General features: G+C 73.9%; 2 protein-coding genes. Both read right to left on the reverse strand.

Features of this window, described 5'->3' with window-relative positions; all coding sequences use genetic code 11:
* Positions 1 to 80: 80 nt before the first annotated feature.
* Positions 81 to 10,040 (reverse strand): SDR family NAD(P)-dependent oxidoreductase, encoded by a 9,960-nt coding sequence (locus tag AC3ERT_RS18665; protein ID WP_435175463.1) that lies wholly within the window; start codon positions 10,038 to 10,040, stop codon positions 81 to 83.
* Between the two features lie 25 nt (positions 10,041 to 10,065).
* Positions 10,066 to 21,030 carry a type I polyketide synthase gene (locus AC3ERT_RS18670; protein WP_435175465.1) on the reverse strand — a complete coding sequence of 3,655 codons (10,965 nt, stop codon included), beginning with the start codon at positions 21,028 to 21,030 and terminating at the stop codon, positions 10,066 to 10,068.
* Between the last annotated feature and the right edge of the window lie 48 nt (positions 21,031 to 21,078).

Raw genomic sequence — 21,078 nt, forward strand, 5'->3', positions numbered from 1 at the left:
CCTGGTCGGGTGCGGGCGGTTCGCGCCTGCGGCGGGGGCGGCGGAGGCGCGGCCCAGGTTGTCGTAGGCCATGGACGCTGTCAGGCCGCGGCCGGTTCACCGGCGAGTTCCGCCGCGAGGTGCGCCGCCAACTCCGCCGGGTGCAGGTAGTCGTAGACGAGGGTGGTGGGCAACTCCAGCCCGGTGATGGCGGTGAGGCGGTGGCCGAACTCGACTGCGGTGAGGGAGGCGAACCCGAAGTCCATGAAGTCCCCCTCGGCGGGCACCGCTTCGGCCGAGGCGTGCCCGAGGACCACGGCGACCTGGCCCCGCACCAGTTCCAGCAGCGTCTCGGACCGCTGTTCCGCCGACTGCCCCGCGAGCTTGCGCCGCAGCGACTCTGGCCCGTCCACACCGGCCAGCAGTCCGCCGGCGCTGCCCGCGCCGCCCGCCTCGGCCGGTGCCGCCGCGGCGAGTGCCGCACGCGCCTCGGGCAGGCCCGTCAGCAGGTGGCGGCTGCGAGCGCTGGCGCGGGTAGCGGCGTAGTCCGCCCAGTCCAGGTCCGTGGCAACGAGCAGGCTGTCCGCCCGTGCCAGCGCCCGGTCCAGGACCGCGAGGTCGAGGGCGTCCGGGTCGGCGGCGACCAGCCGTACGGGCGCGAGCGCGGCCGTACGGTCCCGGGCCACCGCCTCCCACCAGCCGGCCACGGCCGCGGCGGCAGCGCTGTCGTCGGCACCGAGCAGATCGGTCGCACCGACGGCGAGGAAGAGGGCGACCTCGTCCGCGCGGCCCTCGGCGCCGGACCCGTCCACCGCGAACAAGGCCGGTACGGCGGGCAGTTCGGTGCCCAGCAGCTCGTCCAGGGCCTTGTCGAGCGGGCCATCGGCGGCAGCGCGCGGCGCGTGCAGCACCGCGGTCAACGGCTGCTCGGCGGGCAGGGACGCGACCAGCCGGGCCAGGGCCGGCGCGTCGGAGACGTCGCAGACGGCGTGGCTGATCCGCGCGGCGGCCGGGTCGGCGGCCGGGTCCGCGCCGTGGTCCGCGCCGTGGTCCGCGACCGGCCCGGCGGTGCCGACGGGCTCGCCGGGTGCCGCGGCCACCAGGACGTGCGCGGCCCCGGCCGCGGCCAGCCGGCGCGCCACGCGGTCGCGCCAGCCGCCGGTGCCGCCGCTGACCAGGAGCGTGCCGCGCGGCGCCGCAGCCGTACCGGCAGCGGTGGCCGCGCCGGAGCCCGCCTTCAGCAGGCGGCGGGCGAAGGCGCCCGCGTCCCGCACAGCGAGTTCGGTCTCCTCCGACCGGGCCAGCACGTCCGCCAGCCGCCGCAGCACGCGGTCGGAGCACCGCGCCGGGACGTCCACGACGCCCGCCCACCCTGTGGCGGGGTCGTCCGCGAGGACCCGGCCCAGGCCCCACAGCACGGCCTGGCCGGGCGCGGTGACCCGGTCGGCGCCGCCGGTCGACACCGCGCCGGAGGTCAGCGACCACACCGGTACCGCGGCATCGGGGCCCGCGAGGTCGGACACGGCACGCAGGAGGGCCAGGGTGGCGGTGGCCGCGCGTCGGGCGCCGTCCGGGTCGGCCGGGTCGGCCGGGTCGGCCGGGGCCGTCAGCGCGAGCAGCGAGAGCACCCCGGCCGGTTCCGTGCCGTCGGCCGTGAGGGACGCCAGTTGGGCGGCCAGGCGGTCGGCGGCAGCGGGGTCGGCAGGGTCGGCCGTGACGACCCGCACGTCCGCGCCCGCGGCGGCGAACACCGCGGAGAGCCGGGGCACCAGGCGGTCAGCGGTCCCCTGCTCCGGTACCGCCAGCAGCCAGGTGCCGTGCAGGCGCGCGGACGTAGCCGCCGGGCGCGGGGGCAGCGCGGTCCAGCCGAGGCGGTAGTGCGGGGCGGGAGCGGCGGCCTTCCGACGGCCGAGCCACGCGGCGAGCACCGGCAGCGCTCCCTCGACGGCCGCCCGGTCCCGCGCGTCGTCCAGCCCCAGCAGGGCGGCGAGCGAACCCGGGTCCTGGTCGGCGACGGCGGCCCAGAAGCGCGCGTCGGGGTCGGCGGGCCGGGATGTGGTGTCCTGGGATGCGGTGTTCCGGGATGCGGAGTCCCTGGGGCCCACGGCCAAGGCATCGGCGGCCAGGGCACCGGGGTCCGGGGCGGTCCGCTCGGCGGCCAGTTCCTCCGGGTCCAGCCAGTACCGCGTGTGCTGGAAGGTGTACGTGGGCAGCTCGATCCGGCGGGCGCCGGGCAGCAGCGCCGCCCAGTCGACCGGTACGCCGGCCATGTGCAGCCGGCCCACGGCCGCCACCAGCGCCCGCGCGTCGGGCTGGTCCCGGCGCAGTACGGGGACCGCGGCCACGTCGGCGGGCAGGCTCTGGTCGGCCATGCCGGTCAGCACCCCGTCCGGGCCGACCTCCACGAACCGGCGCACGCCCTGCGCGTGGAGTTCGGTGAGGGCGTCGGCGAAGCGAACGGTGGCGCGGACGTGGTGCACCCAGTAGTCCACGGTCCGCAGTTGCTCCGGGTCGGCGGTGCCGGTGACAGTCGACACGAACGGCACGGACGGCTCGTGGAAGTCCAGGCCCGCCACGACGCTACGGAACTCCGCCAGCATCGGCTCCATCAGCGGGGAGTGGAACGCGTGGCTGACCGTGAGCCGCTTCACCCGGCGGCCTTGCTCAGCCAGTTGCTCCGCCACCTGCTCGACGGCTTGCTCCGCACCCGAGATCACCACGGACTGCGGCCCGTTGACCGCCGCCACGCCCACGGTGTCCGCCACGCCTTCCAGCAGCTCACGCACCTCCGCCTCGGTGGCCTCGACCGCCACCATCGCACCTCCCGCGGGGAGTTGCTGCATCAACCGCCCCCGCGCCGCCACCAGCACACACGCGTCCCGCAACGACAACACCCCCGTCACGTGCGCCGCCGCGATCTCACCGATCGAGTGCCCCGCGACCGCATCCGGCCGTATCCCCCAGGACGCCAGGAGCCGGAACAACGCCACCTCGACGGCGAACAGCGCCGGTTGCGTGAACTCCGTACGCGCCAACACCTCCACGTCCCCGCCCCACATCACCTCACGCACCGGACGCGCCATCACCGCGTCCAACTCCGCACACACCTCGTCCAACGCCCCCCGGAACACCGGAAACACGTCATACAACTCCCGGCCCATCCCAAGCCGCTGCGCACCCTGCCCCGTGAACAAGAACGCGGTGCGGCCGGGGACAGCTGCACCCGTCAACGTCAACGCGGCGAGCTGGTCGAGGAGTTCGGCCCGGTCCGCGGCCACGGCGACGGCCCGGTGCTCCAGGGCGCCGCGAGTGGTAGCCAGCGAGAACGCGACGTCCGCCGGGCGCAGGTCGGGCCGCGCGGCGACGTACGACCGCAAGGTCTCCGCCTGAGCCCGCAGGCCCTCCGGGGAGGCCGCGGAGAGCGGCAGGGGCACGACGGCGGCGGGCCGCGGTCCGTCGGCGGCTCCGGCGTCGGGTCGGACGGGCGGCTGCTCGATGACGACGTGCGCGTTGGTCCCGCTGAACCCGAACGACGACACCGCCGCGCGGCGCGGCTGCCCCGTCTCGGGCCACGCGCGGGCCTCGGTCAGCAGCCGTACGTCACCCGCCGACCAGTCGATATGCGGGGAGGGCTCCGCCACATGCAACGTCCGCGGCAGCACACCCGCCCGCAACGCCATCACCATCTTGATGATCCCGCCGACACCGGCCGCCGCCTGCGCATGCCCGATGTTCGACTTCAATGACCCGAGCCACAAAGGCCTTTCGGCGTCACGCCCCTGCCCGTAGGTGGCTTGCAGGGCCTGCGCCTCGATGGGGTCGCCGAGGGAGGTGCCGGTGCCGTGGCCCTCCACCACGTCCACCTGCGCGGGAGTCAGGCGTGCGGCGGCCAGCGCCTGGCGGATCACCCGTTGCTGGGAGGGGCCGTTGGGGGCGGTGAGGCCGTTCGACGCGCCGTCCTGGTTGACGGCGGTGCCGCGGACCACGGCCAGGACGGGGTGGCCCAGGCGTTCGGCGTCGGAGAGCCGCTCCACCAGCAGCATCCCGACGCCCTCGGCCCACCCGGTGCCGTCCGCGCCCGCGCCGAACGCCTTGCAGCGGCCGTCGGGGGAAAGGCCGCGGTGGCGGCTGAAGTTGATGAACGCACCGGGTGTGGCCATCACCGTCACCCCGCCCGCAAGCGCCATCTCGCACTCACCCGCGCGCAACGCCTGCACGGCGAGGTGCAGCGCGACCAGCGACGAGGAACACGCGGTATCCACGCTCACCGACGGGCCCTCCAGCCCGAACGTGTACGACAGGCGGCCCGCGATCACACTGGTCGCGTTACCCGTCCCCATCAACCCTTCGAGGTGGCCCGGCACTTCACGCAACCGCGACGCGTAGTCGTGGTACATCACCCCCGCGAACACGCCGGTGCTGCTGCCGCGCAAGGTGGCCGGGTCGATCCCCGCACGCTCGAACGCCTCCCACGACGTCTCCAGCAGCAACCGCTGCTGCGGGTCCATGGCGAGCGCCTCACGCGGTGGGATACCGAAGAAGGCGGGGTCGAAGTCGGCCGCGCGGTGCAGGAATCCGCCCTCGCGGGAGTACGTCGTGCCCGGGTGGTCCGGATCGGGGTCGAAGACGTTCTCCAGGTCCCAGCCGCGGTCCGCCGGGAACTCCGAGACGGCGTCGCCCCCGGCCAGCACCAGGTCCCACAGGTCCTCCGGAGACATGACGTCCCCCGGGTAGCGGCAGCTCATGCCCACGATGACGACCGGGTCGTCGTCCAGGCCCGTACGCCCGGGCGCGACGGGGGCGGGGGCGCCTGCCTGCTCGCCGACGAGCTGGGACCGTACGTGGTCGGCGAGGGCGGCGGACGTCGGGTAGTCGAAGACCAGGGTGGCGGGCAGCCGCAGGCCGGTGGTGGAGCTGAGGCGGTTGCGGAGTTCCACGGCGGTCAGCGAGTCGAAGCCGAGGTCGCGGAAGGACTTCGCCGGCTCGACCACGTCGGCGGAGGCATGCCCGAGGACCGCCGCGACGGCCGACCGGACCACGTCCAGCACGTGCGCCGCCTGTGCCTGGGCGTCCAACGCGGCCAATTTGAGGGCCAGTTCGTCGCCGCCCGGGTTCCCCGCTGCCTCGCCCGCGGCCCTGCGCAGGACGCGGGTGGGCAGGAGGCCGCGCAGGATCGACGGCACCGGCGCCGCGCCGGCCGCCCCGGTCCGGAGCGCGCGCAGGTCGAGCCGGATGGGGACCAGCAGGCCGTCGTGGTCCGCCCCGGCAGCCATGGCGACGGCCCGGTCGAAGAGCGCCAGGCCCTCGTCCGCCGACAGGGCGCCGTCCCCGCCGCGGCCGAGCCGCCGCACGTCGGCCGCGCCGAGCCCGGCGGTCATCGCACTGTCCGCCCCCGCCCACAAACCCCAGGCCAGGGACAACCCCGGAAGACCCTCAGCACGCCGGGCCTGGGCGAGGGCGTCCAGGAAGACGTTCGCCGACGCGTAGTTGGCCTGACCGGCGTTGCCGAACACACCCGCAGCGGAGGAGAACAGCGCGAACGCCGACAGCTCCATGCTCCGGGTCAGCTCATGCAGATTCCAGGCCGCGTCCACCTTCGGGCGCAGCACCGTGTCAAAGCGCGCGTCGTCGAGTGAGTCCAGTACACCGTCGTCCAGTACGCCCGCCGCGTGCACCACGCCGGTGAGGCGGCGATCCCGTAGGACCTCGGCCAGCGCGTCCCGGTCCGCCGCATCACACGCCACCACCTCCACCACGGCACCCTGATCGCTCAACTCACGGCTCAACTCCGGCATGCCAGCCGCTTCCAGGCCGCGACGACTCAGCAGCACCAACTCCCGTACGCCATGCGCCGCCACGAGGTGCCGGGCAAGTACGGTGCCCAGCGCACCCGACGCCCCGGTCACCAGCACCGGGCCGTCACCGAACGCCCGACCGCCCTCCTCCGCCGCCACTTGCGCCCGTACGAGACGGGGTACGCGGACCTCACCGTCCCGCACCGCCAACTGCGCCTCGTCCAACGCCAGTCCAGCGGCCAACACGTCAACGCCCGCACCTGCGTCGAGATCCGCCAGCACGAACCGCCCTGGGTACTCCGCCTGCGCCACCCGCACCAAACCCCACACCGGCGCAAGCTCCACCTCCACCGACTCACCCGCGGACACCGACACAGCGCCCCGCGTCACCACCACCAACCGCGAACCCGCCAACCGCTCCTCACCCACCCACCGCCGCACCACACCCAACACCTCAGCGAGCCGCGACCGTACGGCCTCCGGTACGGCGCCGTCATCGGCCGGACCGCACTCCCACACCACGGTCCCGGGTACGTCATCGCCGGACGCGAGCAACGCGTCCACATCGGCGTGCGACCCACCCGCACCCACCACGACGTACGGACCCGCCTTGCCCCCACCGGCCGCCGGCACCCACTCCACCCCGAACAGCGCGTCCTCACCCGCCGGCGACGCCGCGGCCAACTGCTCCGCCGAGACCTCCCGCGTGGCCAGCGACTCGACGGAGGCCACGGGGCCGCCGGATGTGTCCGCGACGTCCAGGGCGAGGCTCGTCCCGTCGTCGCCGGTGGGGGCCAGGCGGACGCGGAGCGCGGTGGCGCCGACGGCGTGCAGCGCGACGCGGCGCCAGGAGAAGGGGACGCGCGCACCGTCGCCCTGGTCCGGGGCCGTCGCTGCGGCGGCGTGCAAGGCGGCGTCCAGCAGGGCCGGGTGCAGGCCGAACTCCCGTGCCGCGTCGGCCGCTTCCGCCGGAAGCGCCACTTCGGCGAAGAGTTCCGCGCCCCTCCGCCAGGCGCGGCGCAGGCCCTGGAAGACGGGACCGTAGGCGTAGCCGCGCTCGGCCATCGAGGCGTAGAAGCCGCTGGTGTCGACCGGCTCCGCGTCGCGTGGCGGCCACACCGCGAGGTCGGCCGGGTCGGCGGTGGCCGGGGCGGGGGCGAGCAGGCCGGTGGCGCAGCAGGTCCAGGGGGCGTCCGCCGTGTCGTCCTCGGTCCGCGCGTACACGTCGACGGGCCGCAGGCCGCGGGCGTCCGGCTCCCCGACGACCATCTGGACCTGTACGGCGCCCGCGGCCGGGACGACCAGGGGCGCCTGGAGCGTCAGTTCCTCGACTGCCGCGCACCCGGCCGCCTCTCCCGCCCGGAGCGCCAGCTCCACCAGCGCGGTGCCCGGGACCAGGACGGTGCCGTGGACCGCGTGGTCGGCCAGCCACGGGTGGGTCGCCAGGGAGAGCCTGCCGGTGAACAGCACGCCCGACCGGTCGGCGAGGGTGACGGAGCCGCCGAGCAGCGGGTGCCGCGCGGCGCTCAGGCCGAGCGCGGTGGCGTCACCGGCGCCGACCGGGGCGTCGAGCCAGTACCGCTCGTGCTGGAACGCGTACGTCGGCAACTCCACCCGCCGCCCACCGGCCAGCACCGCCGCCCACTCCACCGCACCACCCCGGACGAACACCGCACCAGCCGCCTCCACCACCGCCCGCACCTCCGGCACCCGCCGCCGCAGCACCGCCACACCATCCGCCTCCACCACCTGCCCCACCAACCCCGCCAACACCGCAGCCGGCCCCACCTCCACAAACCGCCGCACCCCCAACCCATGCAACTCCGCCACCGCATCAGCAAAACGGACCGCCGCACGAACATGCTCGACCCAGTACTCCGGCGCGGCGATCTCCGCGCCGACCACAGCACCCGTCACCGTGGACACGAACGGAACCGACGGCTCCCGGAACTCCAGCCCCGCCACGACAGAACGGAACTCCGCCACCATCGGCTCCATCAACGGGGAATGGAACGCGTGACTCACCGCGAGCCGCTTCACCCGCCGGCCCTGCTCAGCCAGCTTCTCCGCCACCTGCTCGACGTCCCGCTCCACACCCGAAATCACCACCGACTGCGGCCCGTTGACCGCCGCCACACCCACAGTGTCCGCCACGCCTTCCAGCAGCTCACACACCTCCACCTCGGTGGCCGCCACCGCCACCATCGCCCCACCCACCGGAAGCTCCTGCATCAACCGCCCCCGCGCCGCCACCAGCACACACGCGTCCCGCAACGACAACACACCTGTCACGTGCGCCGCCGCGATCTCACCGATCGAGTGCCCCGCGACCGCGTCCGGACGTATCCCCCACGACGCCAGGAGCCGGAACAACGCCACTTCGACGGCGAACAGTGCCGGTTGCGTGAACTCCGTACGCGCCAACACCTCCGCATCCTCACCCCACATCACCTCACGCACCGGCCGCGCCATCACCGCGTCCAACTCCGCACACACCTCGTCCAACGCCTCCCGGAACACCGGGAAGGCGTCGTAGAGCTCCCGGCCCATCCCGAGCCGCTGCGCACCCTGCCCCGTGAACAGGAACGCGGATGTCCCTTCCAACACGGGACCCGACGGCTCCAACGTGCCTAGCTTGTCGAGGAGTTCGGCCCGGTCCGCGCCGACGATAACGGCGCGGTGCTCCAACGCCCCGCGGGTCGTCGCCAGCGAGAACGCGACGTCCAGCGGCCGCAGTTCGGGCCGCCCGGCGACGTACGACCGCACGCTCTCCGCCTGCGCCCGCAAGCCCTCGGGGGAAGCCGCGGAGACCACCCAGGGCACTACGTCCCCGAGCTGCGGCTCGTCCGCCTCCTCGGCCGCCACGACCTCCCCGACCGCCGGGGCCTGCTCGATGATCACGTGCGCGTTCGTCCCGCTGAACCCGAACGACGACACCGCCGCACGCCGCGCCTCACCCGTTGCCGGCCACGCCCGTTCTTCGGCCAACAGCCGCACCTCGCCCGCAGACCAGTCGATGTGCGGAGAGGGCTCCGCCACATGCAACGTCCGCGGCAGCACACCAGCCCGCAACGCCATCACCATCTTGATCACACCGCCGACACCGGCCGCCGCCTGCGCATGCCCGATGTTCGACTTCAACGACCCCAACCACAACGGCCGTTCAGCATCACGCCCCCGCCCGTAGGTGCCTTGCAGGGCCTGCACCTCGATCGGGTCACCCAACGTCGTACCGGTGCCGTGCGCCTCCACCGTGTCGACCTGCGAGGGCTCCAGTCCGGCCGCCGCCAGCGCCTGGCGGATCACCCGTTGCTGGGACGGCCCGTTGGGCGCGGTAAGACCGTTCGACGCACCATCCTGGTTCACCGCACTGCCCCGCACCACGGCCAGCACCGGATGGCCCAGCCGCTGGGCATCCGACAACCGCTCCACCAACAGCACCCCCACCCCCTCAGCCCACCCCGTGCCATCCGCACCCGCACCGAACGCCTTGCACCGCCCATCAACCGCCAACCCCCGCTGACGGCTGAAGTTCACAAACGCCTCCGGCGTGGCCATCACCGTCACCCCACCGGCCAACGCCATCTCGCACTCACCCGCACGCAACGCCTGCACCGCAAGATGCAACGCCACCAACGACGAAGAACACGCCGTATCCACACTCACCGCCGGGCCCTCCAGCCCGAACGTGTACGACAACCGACCCGCAATCACACTCGTCGCGTTACCCGTGCCCATCAACCCTTCGAGGTGGCCCGGCACTTCACGCAACCGCGACGCGTAATCGTGGTACATCACCCCCGCGAACACACCCGTACGACTCCCCCGCAACCCGGCCGGATCAATACCCGCACGCTCGAACGCCTCCCACGACGTCTCCAGCAACAACCGCTGCTGCGGGTCCATCGCCAACGCCTCACGCGGCGACACACCGAAGAACCCCGCATCGAACTCCGCCACCGCGTCCAGGAACCCACCGCGGCGGCCGTAGGTCTTGCCGGGGCGGTCCGGGTCCGGGTCGTACAGCGCCTCCACATCCCAGCCCCGGTCCGCCGGGAACTCCGCGATGACGTCGGCGCCCGAACGCACCACCTCCCACAGGTCCTCCGGTGACCCGACGCCCCCGGGGAAACGGCACGCCATCCCCACGATCGCGATCGGCTCGCTGGAGGCGGCGCGCAGCGCGTTGTTCTGCCGGCGCAGCAGCTCGGTCTCCTTGAGGGAGGCGCGCAGTGCCGCGACGACCTTTTCGTTGGGCGTTGCCATGTTCTGCTCCGGATTACGAGGTGGGTCAGGAGTCTTTGCCGTCGAGCGCCATGCGCACCAGGTTGTCGAGGTCCATGTCGTCGATGGACTCGGCCTCGTCGTCCCCTCCCGGGACGGTCGCCTCTTCCGCTACCGGGTCGGCCAGTTGGCGGACCAGGTCCAGCAGGCCGGCCTCACGGAACCGGGCCATCGGAATCGCCGCGACGGCCTCCCGGAAGGCCCGCTCCTCGGCGTCCGCCGGCGCCTCGGCCGCCGCTTCCGGGGTGAGCTCCAGCCGGATCTGCCGCGCGAGCAGCGTGGAGTTGGGGTAGTCGAAGATGAGCGTGGCGGGCAGCCGCAGGCCGGTCACCGCGGTGAGGCGGTTACGCAGCTCCACCGCGGTCAGCGAGTCGAAGCCCAGCTCGGTGAACGACCGCTTCGGGCCGACCACGTCCGGCGACGCGTGACCGAGGACCGCGGCGACCTCGCTCCGGATCAGCCGCACCACGTGCTGTTCCGCCTCGGCCTCGTTCATGCCGGCCAGGCGCTCCCGCAGCGGAACGCCGCCGCCCGCCGCCGCAGCGCCCACCGCCCGGCGGGGCCGGGTACGGACGAGCCCGCCGAGCAGCGCGGGCAGCCGGCCGGAGTCCGCGAGCGTCCGCAGGGCGGGGAGGTTGAGGCGTACGGGGACGAGCAGGCCGTCCGTCCCCGCGCCGCTGCCCGCACCCAGCGCCCGGTCCAGCAGCGCCAACCCCTCCGCCTCACTCAGCGCCTCCGCACCAAGCCGCGCGATACGTTTCTGGTCCGCCACACCCAGCCCAGCGGTCATCGCACTCTCCGCCCCCGCCCACAAACCCCACGCGAGGGACAACCCCGGAAGACCCTCAGCACGCCGAGCCTGGGCAAGAGCATCCAGGAAGACGTTCGCCGACGCGTAGTTGGCCTGACCCGCATTGCCGAACACACCCGCGGCCGACGAGAACAACACGAACGCGGACAGGTCCATGTCCCGGGTCAGCTCATGCAAGTTCCAGGCCGCGTCCACCTTCGGGCGCAGCACCGTGTCGAAGCGCCCGTCGTCGAGTGAGTCCAGTACACCGTCGTCCAGTACGCCCGCGACGTGCACCACACCGGTGAGGCGGCGATCCCGCAGGGCCTCGGCCAGCGCATCCCGGTCGGCCGCATCACACGCCACCACCTCCACCGCGGCACCCTGTTGCGTCAACTCACGGCTCAACTCCGGCATGCCAACCGCTTCCAGGCCGCGACGGCTCAGCAACACCAACTCACGGACGCCGTGCGCCGCCACCAGGTGCCGGGCAACTACGGAGCCCAGCGCACCCGACGCACCGGTCACCAGCACCGGACCGTCACCGAACGCTCGACCGCCCTCCTCCGCCGCCACCCGCGCCCGCACCAGACGGGGCGCGCGGGTAACGCCGTCACGCACCGCCAACTGCCCCTCTGCCGAGGCCAGCCCGGGCACCACCGTCTCAACGTCGGCGCCCACCGGCAGATCCGCCAGCACGAACCGCCCCGGGTACTCCGCCTGCGCCACCCGCACCAGACCCCACACCGGCGCGAGCGCCGCCTCCACCGGCTCACCGGCGGACACGGCCACCGCGCCCCGGGTCACCACCACCAACCGCGATTCGGCGAGCCGCTCCTCGCCCACCCACCGCCGCACCACACCCAGCACCTCGGCCAGCCGCGACCGTACGGCCTCCGGAACGGCGCCGTCATCGGCCGGGCCGCACTCCCACACCACGGTCCCGGGTATGTCATCGCCCGACGCCAACAACGCCTCCACATCGGCGTACAACCCACCCGCACCCACCACCACGAACGGACCCACCTCACCCCCACCCACCACCGGCACCCACTCCACCCCGAACAGCGCGTCCTCACCCCCCGCCGACGCCGCCGCCAACTGCTCCCGACTCACCTCACGCAACGCCAACGAACCCACCGACGCCACCGGCAACCCCACCTCGTCGAACAACTCCACCGCCACACCCCCACGCCCATCCGGCGCAACCCGCACCCGCACCGCCACCGCACCCACCGCGTGCAGCGCCACATCCGCCCACGCGAACGGCAGCCGCGTGCCCGAACCGTCGGCGAGCGGCAGCAGGCCGATCGTGTGGAGAGCGGCGTCCAGCAGGGCCGGGTGCAGCCCGAACGAGTCGGCCGAGTCGGCCAGTTCGTCGGGGAGCGCAACCTCGGCAAGGACCTCGTCGCCCTGCCGCCAGGCCGCCCGCAGGCCGCGGAACGAGGGGCCGTAGTGCAGGCCCTTGTCGGCGAGCGCGTCATAGACGCCGGACACGTCGACGGGGGTGGCCCCGGCGGGCGGCCAGGGTCCGTCCTGCTTGTCGGGGGCGGTGTCGACCGCCGCCAGGACGCCGTCGGCGTGCGCGGTCCACTCGGCGGTCCCCGCGCCGCTCGGGTCATGGGGGCGGGAGTGGACCTCGACGGTTCGGCGCCCGGCCTCGTCCGCCTCGCCCACCGCGACCTGGATCTGCACCGCTCCGCTCGCCGGCAGCACCAGCGGCGCCTGGAGCGTCAACTCCTCCAGACGGCCGCACCCGACCTCGTGCCCCGCCCGCAGCGCCAGCTCCACCAGCGCCGCACCCGGCACCAGCACCACGTCGCCCACGGCGTGGTCCGCCAGCCACCCGTGCGACGCGAGGGACAGCCGGCCCGCGAACACCGTACGGTCGGCGCCGGCCAGTTCGACCGCCGCACCGAGCAGCGGATGCCCGGCGCTCCGCAGCCCGGCCGCGGCGACATCGCCCGCACCGGCCGGGGCCTCGAGCCAGTACCGCTCGTGCTGGAACGCGTACGTCGGCAGCTCCACCCGCCGCCCGCCGGGCAGCACCGCCGCCCATTCGAGGGGCACCCCGGCCATGTGCAGCCGGCCGACCGCGGCCATGACCGCCCGCTCCTCCGCCCGGTCCCGCCGCAGTACGGCCACGGCGGCCACGTCCGTCTCAAGCACCGGCTCAAGCGCCGGCTCCACCAGCCCGGCCAGCACCGCGTCCGGCCCGACCTCCACAAACCGCCGCACCCCCAGCGCGTGCAGTTCCGCGACCGCATCGGCGAAACGGACCGCCGCACGAACATGCTCGACCCAGTAATCCGGCGCGGCGATCTCCGCGCCGACCACAGCACCCGTCACCGTGGACACGAACGGCACGGAGGGTTCGTGGAAGTCCAGGCCCGCCACGACCGTACGGAACTCCGCCACCATCGGCTCCATCAGCGGCGAGTGGAACGCGTGACTCACCGCGAGCCGCTTGACCCGCCGGCCCTGCCCAGCCAGCTTCTCCGCCACCTGCTCGACGGCTTGCTCCGCACCCGAGATCACCACGGACTGCGGGCCGTTGACCGCCGCCACACCCACAGTGTCCGCCACGCCTTCCAGCAGCTCACGCACCTCCGCCTCGGTCGCCTCGACCGCCACCATCGCCCCGCCCACGGGGAGTTGCTGCATCAACCGGCCCCGCGCCGCCACCAGCACACACGCGTCCCGCAACGACAACACACCTGTCACGTGCGCCGCCGCGATCTCACCGATCGAGTGCCCCGCGACCGCGTCCGGACGTATCCCCCACGACGCCAGGAGCCGGAACAACGCCACTTCGACGGCGAACAGTGCCGGTTGCGTGAACTCCGTACGCGCCAACACCTCCACGTCCTCACCCCACATCACCTCACGCACCGGACGCGCCATCACCGCGTCCAACTCCGCACACACCTCGTCCAACGCCCCCCGGAACACCGGAAACACGTCATACAACTCCCGGCCCATCCCAAGCCGCTGCGCACCCTGCCCCGTGAACAGGAACGCGGTGCGCCCACCCACCGCCACACCGGACTGCGCCAACCCACCCAGCCCATCGACCAGTTCACCCAGATCCGCACCCACCACCACCGCACGATGCTCCAACGCACCCCGCGTCGTCGCCAACGACCACGCCACATCCACCGGCCGCAGTCCAGCCCGCCCGGCAACATACGACCTCAGCCGCTCCGCCTGCCCACGCAGCGCCTCCGGGGAAGCCGCGGACAGCACCCACGGCACCACCGCGTCCGGCCGCGGCTCCCCGTCCTCCTCGGGCGCCACGACCGCCGGGGCCTGCTCGATGATCACGTGCGCGTTCGTCCCGCTGAACCCGAACGACGACACCGCCGCACGCCGCGCCTCACCCGTTGCCGGCCACGCCCGTTCTTCGGCCAACAGCCGCACCTCGCCCGCAGACCAGTCGATGTGCGGGGAGGGCTCCTCCACATGCAACGTCCGCGGCAGCACACCAGCCCGCAACGCCATCACCATCTTGATCACACCGCCGACACCGGCCGCCGCCTGCGCATGCCCGATGTTCGACTTCAACGACCCCAACCACAACGGCCGTTCAGCATCACGCCCCTGCCCATACGTCTCCTGGAGCGCCTGCACCTCGATCGGGTCACCCAACGTCGTACCGGTGCCGTGCGCCTCCACCGTGTCGACCTGCGAGGCCTCCAGGCCGGCCGCTGCCAGCGCCTGGCGGATCACCCGTTGCTGGGACGGCCCGTTGGGCGCGGTAAGACCGTTCGACGCACCATCCTGGTTCACCGCACTGCCCCGCACCACGGCCAGCACCGGATGGCCCAGCCGCTGGGCATCCGACAACCGCTCCACCAGCAGCACCCCCACCCCCTCAGCCCACCCCGTGCCATCCGCACCCGCACCGAACGCCTTGCACCGCCCATCGACCGCCAACCCCCGCTGACGGCTGAAGTTCACAAACGCCTCCGGCGTGGCCATCACCGTCACCCCACCGGCCAACGCCATCTCACACTCACCCGCACGCAACGCCTGCACCGCAAGATGCAACGCCACCAACGACGAAGAACACGCCGTATCCACACTCACCGACGGGCCCTCCAGCCCGAACGTGTACGACAACCGACCCGCAATCACACTCGTCGCGTTACCCGTCCCCATCAACCCTTCGAGATGCCCCGGCACCTCACGCAACCGCGACGCGTAATCGTGGTACATCACCCCCGCGAACACACCCGTACGACTCCCCCGCAACCCGGCCGGATCAATACCCGCACGCTCGAACGCCTCCCACGACGTCTCCAGCAACAACCGCTGCTGCGGGTCCATCGCCAACGCCTCACGCGGCGACACACCGAAGAACCCCGCATCGAACTCCGCCACCGCGTCCAGGAACCCACCTTCGCGGGAGTACGTCGTCCCCGCGTGGTCCGGGTCCGGGTGGAACAGGGCCTCCACATCCCAGCCCCGGTCCCCCGGGAAGCCGGAGACGGCGTCGCCCCCGGCCAGCACCAGGTCCCACAGGTCCTCGGGAGAGTCGACTCCTCCCGGGAAGCGGCAGCCCATGCCCACGATCGCGATCGGCTCGTCGTGCGCCATGACGACGGTGCGGGCGGCACGCGCGGCCGGCTCCGCGTCCGCGCCGACGAGGTCGGCCAGCAGGCGGGCGGCCAGGGCGGCCGAGGTCGGGTGGTCGAAGATGAGGGTGGCGGGCAGCCGCAGGCCGGTCGCGGCGGTCAGGCGGTTGCGGAGTTCCACCGCGGTCAGCGAGTCGAAGCCCAGTTCCTTGAAGGACTGGGTGGCCCGTACCGCGTCCGGGGTGCTGTGGCCGAGGACCGCGGCGACCTCGCGGCGCACCAGGTCCTGGACGTGTGCGGTGCGTTCGGCCGGTGACCGGCCGGCCAGGTGCTGGGCCAGTCCGCCACCGGCTCCGTTCGTGCCCGGCGCGGACCGTGTCGCGGCCTGCCGCCGTACGGTCGCCGGCACCAACGCCCGAAGCAGCGCGGGCAACGTCCCCGCCTGCGCCTGGGCCCGCAGCGCCGCCCGGCTGAGGCGTACGGGGACGAGCAGGCTCTCCCTCTCCGCGCTGCCGCCCGCTCCCAGCGCCCGGTCCAGCAGCGCCAGCCCCTCCGCCTCGCTCAGCGCCTCCGCGCCGAGCCGCGCGATACGTTTCTGGTCCGCCACACCCAGCCCGGCAGTCATCGCACTCTCCGCACCCGCCCACAAACCCCAGGCCAGGGACAACCCCGGAAGGCCCGCAGCACGGCGGTCCTGGGCGAGAGCGTCCAGAAAGACGTTCGCCGACGCGTAGTTCGCCTGACCGGCGTTGCCGAACACACCCGCAGCGGAGGAGAACAGCACGAACGCCGACAAGTCCATGCCCCGGGTCAGCTCATGCAGATTCCAGGCCGCGTCCACCTTCGGGCGCAGCACCGTGTCAAAGCGCCCGTCGTCGAGTGAGTCCAGTACACCGTCGTCAAGTACGCCCGCCACGTGCACCACGCCGGTGAGGCGGCGATCCCGTAGGACCTCGGCCAGCGCGTCCCGGTCCGCCGCATCACACGCCACCACCTCCACCACGGCACCCTGATCGCTCAACTCACGGCTCAACTCCGGCATACCTTCGGCTGCCAGGCCGCGACGACTCAGCAACACCAACTCCCGTACGCCATGCGCCGCCACCAGATGCCGCGCCACCACGGTGCCCAGCGCACCCGACGCCCCGGTCACCAACACCGGACCGTCACCGAACGCCCGACCGCCCTCCTCCGCCGCCACCCGCGCCCGCACCAGACGGGGCGCGCGGGTAACGCCATCCCGCACCGCCAACTGCCCCTCTGCCGAGGCCAGCCCGGGCACCACCGTCTCAACGTCGGCACCCACCGGCAGATCCGCCAACACGAACCGCCCCGGGTACTCCGCCTGCGCCACCCGCACCAAACCCCACACCGGCGCAGACCCCACCTCCACCAACTCCCCCGCGGACACCGACACAGCCCCCCGCGTCACCACCACCAACCGCGAACCCGCCAACCGCTCCTCACCCACCCACCGCCGCACCACACCCAACACCTCAGCCAACCGCGACCGCACCACCCCCGGCACCGCACCACCACCCACCGGACCGCACTCCCACACCACCGTCCCCGGCACGTCATCACCCGACGCCAGCAGCGCGTCCACATCGGCGTACGCCCCCTCGGCACCCACCACCACGAACGGACCCACCTCACCCCCACCCACCACCGGCACCCACTCCACCCCGAACAGCGCGTCCTCACCCCCCGCCGACACCGCTGCCCCCATCGCCGCGACGAGCTGGTCCCGCGACGTCTCCCGTACGTGCAGGGACTCGACCTCGGCCACCGGGGCGCCCGTCGGGTCAGCGGCGGTGACGGAGAAGCTGTCGGGCCCGGTCGGGGCGAGGCGGACGCGGAGCGCGGTGGCACCGACGGCGTGGAGGGAGACGCCGGACCAGGCGAACGGCAGCCGGGTGGCACCGTCGGCGGCGAGGGAGGTCAGGCCGATCGGGTGGAGGGCCGCGTCGAGCAGGGCCGGGTGGAGGCCGAACTCACCGACGGCGAAGCCCTGTTGGTCGGGCACGGCGACCTCGGCGAAGAGGTCGTCGCCGCGGCGCCAGGCGCGCAGCAGACCGCGGAAGGCGGGCCCGTAGGCGTAGCCGCGGTCGGCGAGGCCGTCGTAGAAGCCGTCGAGGTTCACCGGTTCGGCGGCGGGCGGCGGCCAGGCGGTGAGGTCGTCGGACGGGGCCGGGGCGGGGGTGCCCGCGGTGAGCAGGCCGGTGGCGTGGCGGGTCCAGGCGCTGTCGGCGCTCTGCCCCTGCCCGGGGTGCCCGTCGGGCTGCGGCCGGGAGTAGATGTGGACCGGGCGCGCCCCGCGCTCGTCGGGTGCGCCGACGGTGACCTGCACCTGGAGCTGGGCGTGGTGCTGCCCGGCCGCGGTGTCCGCCGTACCCGTGGGCAGGACCAGCGGTGCTTCGAGGGTGAGGTCGTCGACGCGGGTGCAGCCGACCTCGTCGCCCGCGCGCAGCGCCAGTTCCACCAGCGCGGTGCCCGGCGCCAGCGTCGCGCCGGCGACGGCGTGGTCCGCCAGCCACGGCTGGGCCGCCACGGAGAGCCGGCCGGTGAGGAGGACGCCGTCGCCTTCCGCGAGGGCGACGGACGCGCCGAGCAGCGGGTGGTGGGCCGCGCCGAGGCCGGCGGCGGTCATGTCACCGGTGCCGGCGGGGGCGTCGAGCCAGTACCGCTGCCGCTGGAAGGCGTACGTGGGCAGGTCGACGCGCCGCGCGCCGAGCCCGTCGAGCACGGCCGCCCAGTCGACGGGCGTGCCGGCCGCGTGGAGCCGGGACACGGCGGTGAGCAGGGCGCGCTCCTCCGGTGCGGCCCGGCGGAGCACGGAGACGACGACGGCCGGGCCGCCCGGGTCCGCGGCGCCGCTCCTGTCCGCCCGGTCGGCCGGGTCCGGGGTGCCCGGTGCGTCCACCGTGCCCGGCACGTCGAGTGCGTCCTGCGCGTCCACGGTCCGCTCAACCATGGGCAGGAGCGCGGCCGACGGGCCCACCTCCACGAACCTGCGCACGCCCTGCGCGTGCAGTTCCGCGACCGCGTCGGCGAAACGGACGGTGGCGCGTACGTGCTCGACCCAGTACTCGGCGGTCCGCATCTGCTCCGGATCGGTGGTGCCGGTGACGGTCGACACGATCGGCAGGCTCGGCTCGTGGAAGTCCAGGCCCGCCACGACGGTCCGGAACTCCGCCGTCATCGGCTCCATCAGCGGCGAGTGGAAGGCGTGGCTGACCTTGAGCTGCTTGGTGCGGCGGCCGCGGGCCGCGAGCGCGTCGGCGACCGCGCGCACCGCCGGTTCCGCACCGGATACGACGACCGATCCGGGCGCGTTGACGGCGGCGAGGCCGGCCTCGTGCTCGTGTCCGGCGAGCAGCGGACGCACCTCGTCGGCGTCGGCTTCGACGGCCACCATGGCGCCCCCGGCGGGGAGTTGCTGCATGAGTCGGCCGCGCGCGGCGACCAGGGCGCACGCGTCCGCCAGGGAGAGGACCCCGGCGACATGGGCGGCGGCGATCTCGCCGACGGAGTGCCCGGTGAGCAGGTCGGGCCGTATGCCCCAGGACTCCAGCAGCCGGAAGAGGGCGATCTCCAGGGCGAAGACGGCGGGTTGGGTGCGGCCGGTGGCGTCGAGCGCGGCGGCCGCGGGCGTGCCGGGCTCGGCGAACAGGGCGTCGTACAGCGGCTGTTCGAGCAGCGGGTCGAGTGCGGCGCACACCTCGTCGAGGGCCTGCCGGAACCGCGGGTAGCGGCGGTGGAGTTCGCGGCCCATGCCGGCCCACTGCGAGCCCTGGCCGGAGAAGAGGAAGGCGGTCGCGCCGGGTGCGGCCGTGCCTGTGACGCCGAGGGCCGTACCGTCGGCGGAGGCGGTGGTGCCCGTCCCACCCGGTACGGCGCCGGATTCGCCCGATACGGCGCCGGTCTCGGCGAACCGGGCCACGGCGGCGAGGAGTTCGGCGCGGTCGGCGCCGAGTGCGACGAGGCGGTGGGTGAGCGCGGCGCGCGTGGTGCCGAGCGCGTGGGCGATGTCGGCGGCCGTGTGGTCGGGGTGGGCGAGGAGGTGGGCGTGCAGCCGGGCCGCCTGGGCCCGTAGGGCCTCGGCGCTGCCGGCGGACAGCGGCCAGGGCAGCAACGCCGGTGCGACGGCCGGCGTTTGGGCAGCGGGGCCGACCGGCGTCGTGTCTGCCGCAGCCTCTTCCTGCTGCTCCGGCGCCTGCTCGATGATCACGTGCGCGTTGGTGCCGCTGACCCCGAACGACGACACCGCCGCACGGCGCGGCTCCCGGGTCTCGGGCCACGGGCGTGCCTGGTTCAGCAGCCGCACGGTGCCCGCCGACCAGTCGACCTGGTGTGACGGCTCGGCCGCGTGCAGCGTGCGGGGCAGCACGTCGGCGCGCAGCGCCATCACCATCTTGATGATCCCGCCGACCCCCGCCGCGGCCTGCGCGTGCCCGATGTTCGACTTCAACGACCCGAGCCACAGGGGCCGTTCGGGGGTCCGGCTCTGCCCGTACGTCGCCTGGAGCGCCTGGACCTCGATGGGGTCGCCCAGCGTCGTACCGGTGCCGTGGCCCTCCACCACGTCCACCTGTGCGGGGGTCAGCTGCGCGGCGGCCAGCGCCTGGCGGATCACCCGTTCCTGAGAGGGGCCGTTGGGCGCGGTCAGACCGTTCGACGCGCCGTCCTGGTTGACCGCGCTGCCCCGGACCACGGCGAGCACCGGATGGCCCAGCCGCTGGGCGTCCGACAGCCGCTCCACCAGCAGCATCCCCACGCCCTCTGCCCACCCCGTGCCGTCCGCACCCGCACCGAACGCCTTGCAGCGGCCGTCCGGGGCCAGCCCGCGCTGGCGGCTGAACTCGACGAAGGTGTCCGGCGTGGACATCACGGTGACGCCGCCCGCGAGGGCGAGCGCGCACTCGCCCTGCCGCAGCGCCTGGATCGCCAGGTGCAGCGCGACCAGCGAGGACGAGCAGGCGGTGTCCACGGTCACCGCCGGGCCCTCGAGCCCGAAGGTGTAGGCGATCCGGCCCGTGGCGATGCTGCCCGCGCTGCCGTTGCCGACGTACCCCTCGACGCCCTTGGGCAGCGCGCCCGGGCCGGTGCCGAAGCGGCCGCCGTAGTCGTGGTACATCACCCCGGCGAAGACCCCGGTCCGGCTGCCGCGCAGGGTGGCCGGGTCGATGCCCGCCCGCTCGAACGCCTCCCACGACGCTTCCAGCAGCAGCCTCTGCTGCGGGTCCATCGCGAGCGCCTCACGCGGTGGGATGGTGAAGAACGCCGGGTCGAACTCGGCCGCCTCCCGCAGGAATCCGCCCTCGCGGGAGTACGTGGTGCCGGTGCTCGACGGGTCGGGGTCGTAGAGCGCGTCGACGTCCCAGCCGCGGTCCGCCGGCATGTCGCCGATCGCGTCGCGGCCCTCGGCGACCAGCTGCCACAGGTCCTCCGGCGACCCGACCCCGCCCGGGTAGCGGCAGGCCATACCGACGATCGCGACGGGCTCGTGCCGGGCGGCCTCGGCCTGGCCGAGCCGGCGCCGGGCGTCGGCCAGGTCGGTCGTGACCCGCTTGAGGTAGTCGCGCAGCTTCTGCTCGTTGGACATCAGTCAGTCACCATTCGAGTCGTCGTCGGAGACGATCGGCGTACGTGG

The organism is Actinacidiphila sp. bgisy145, from assembly GCF_057708125.1.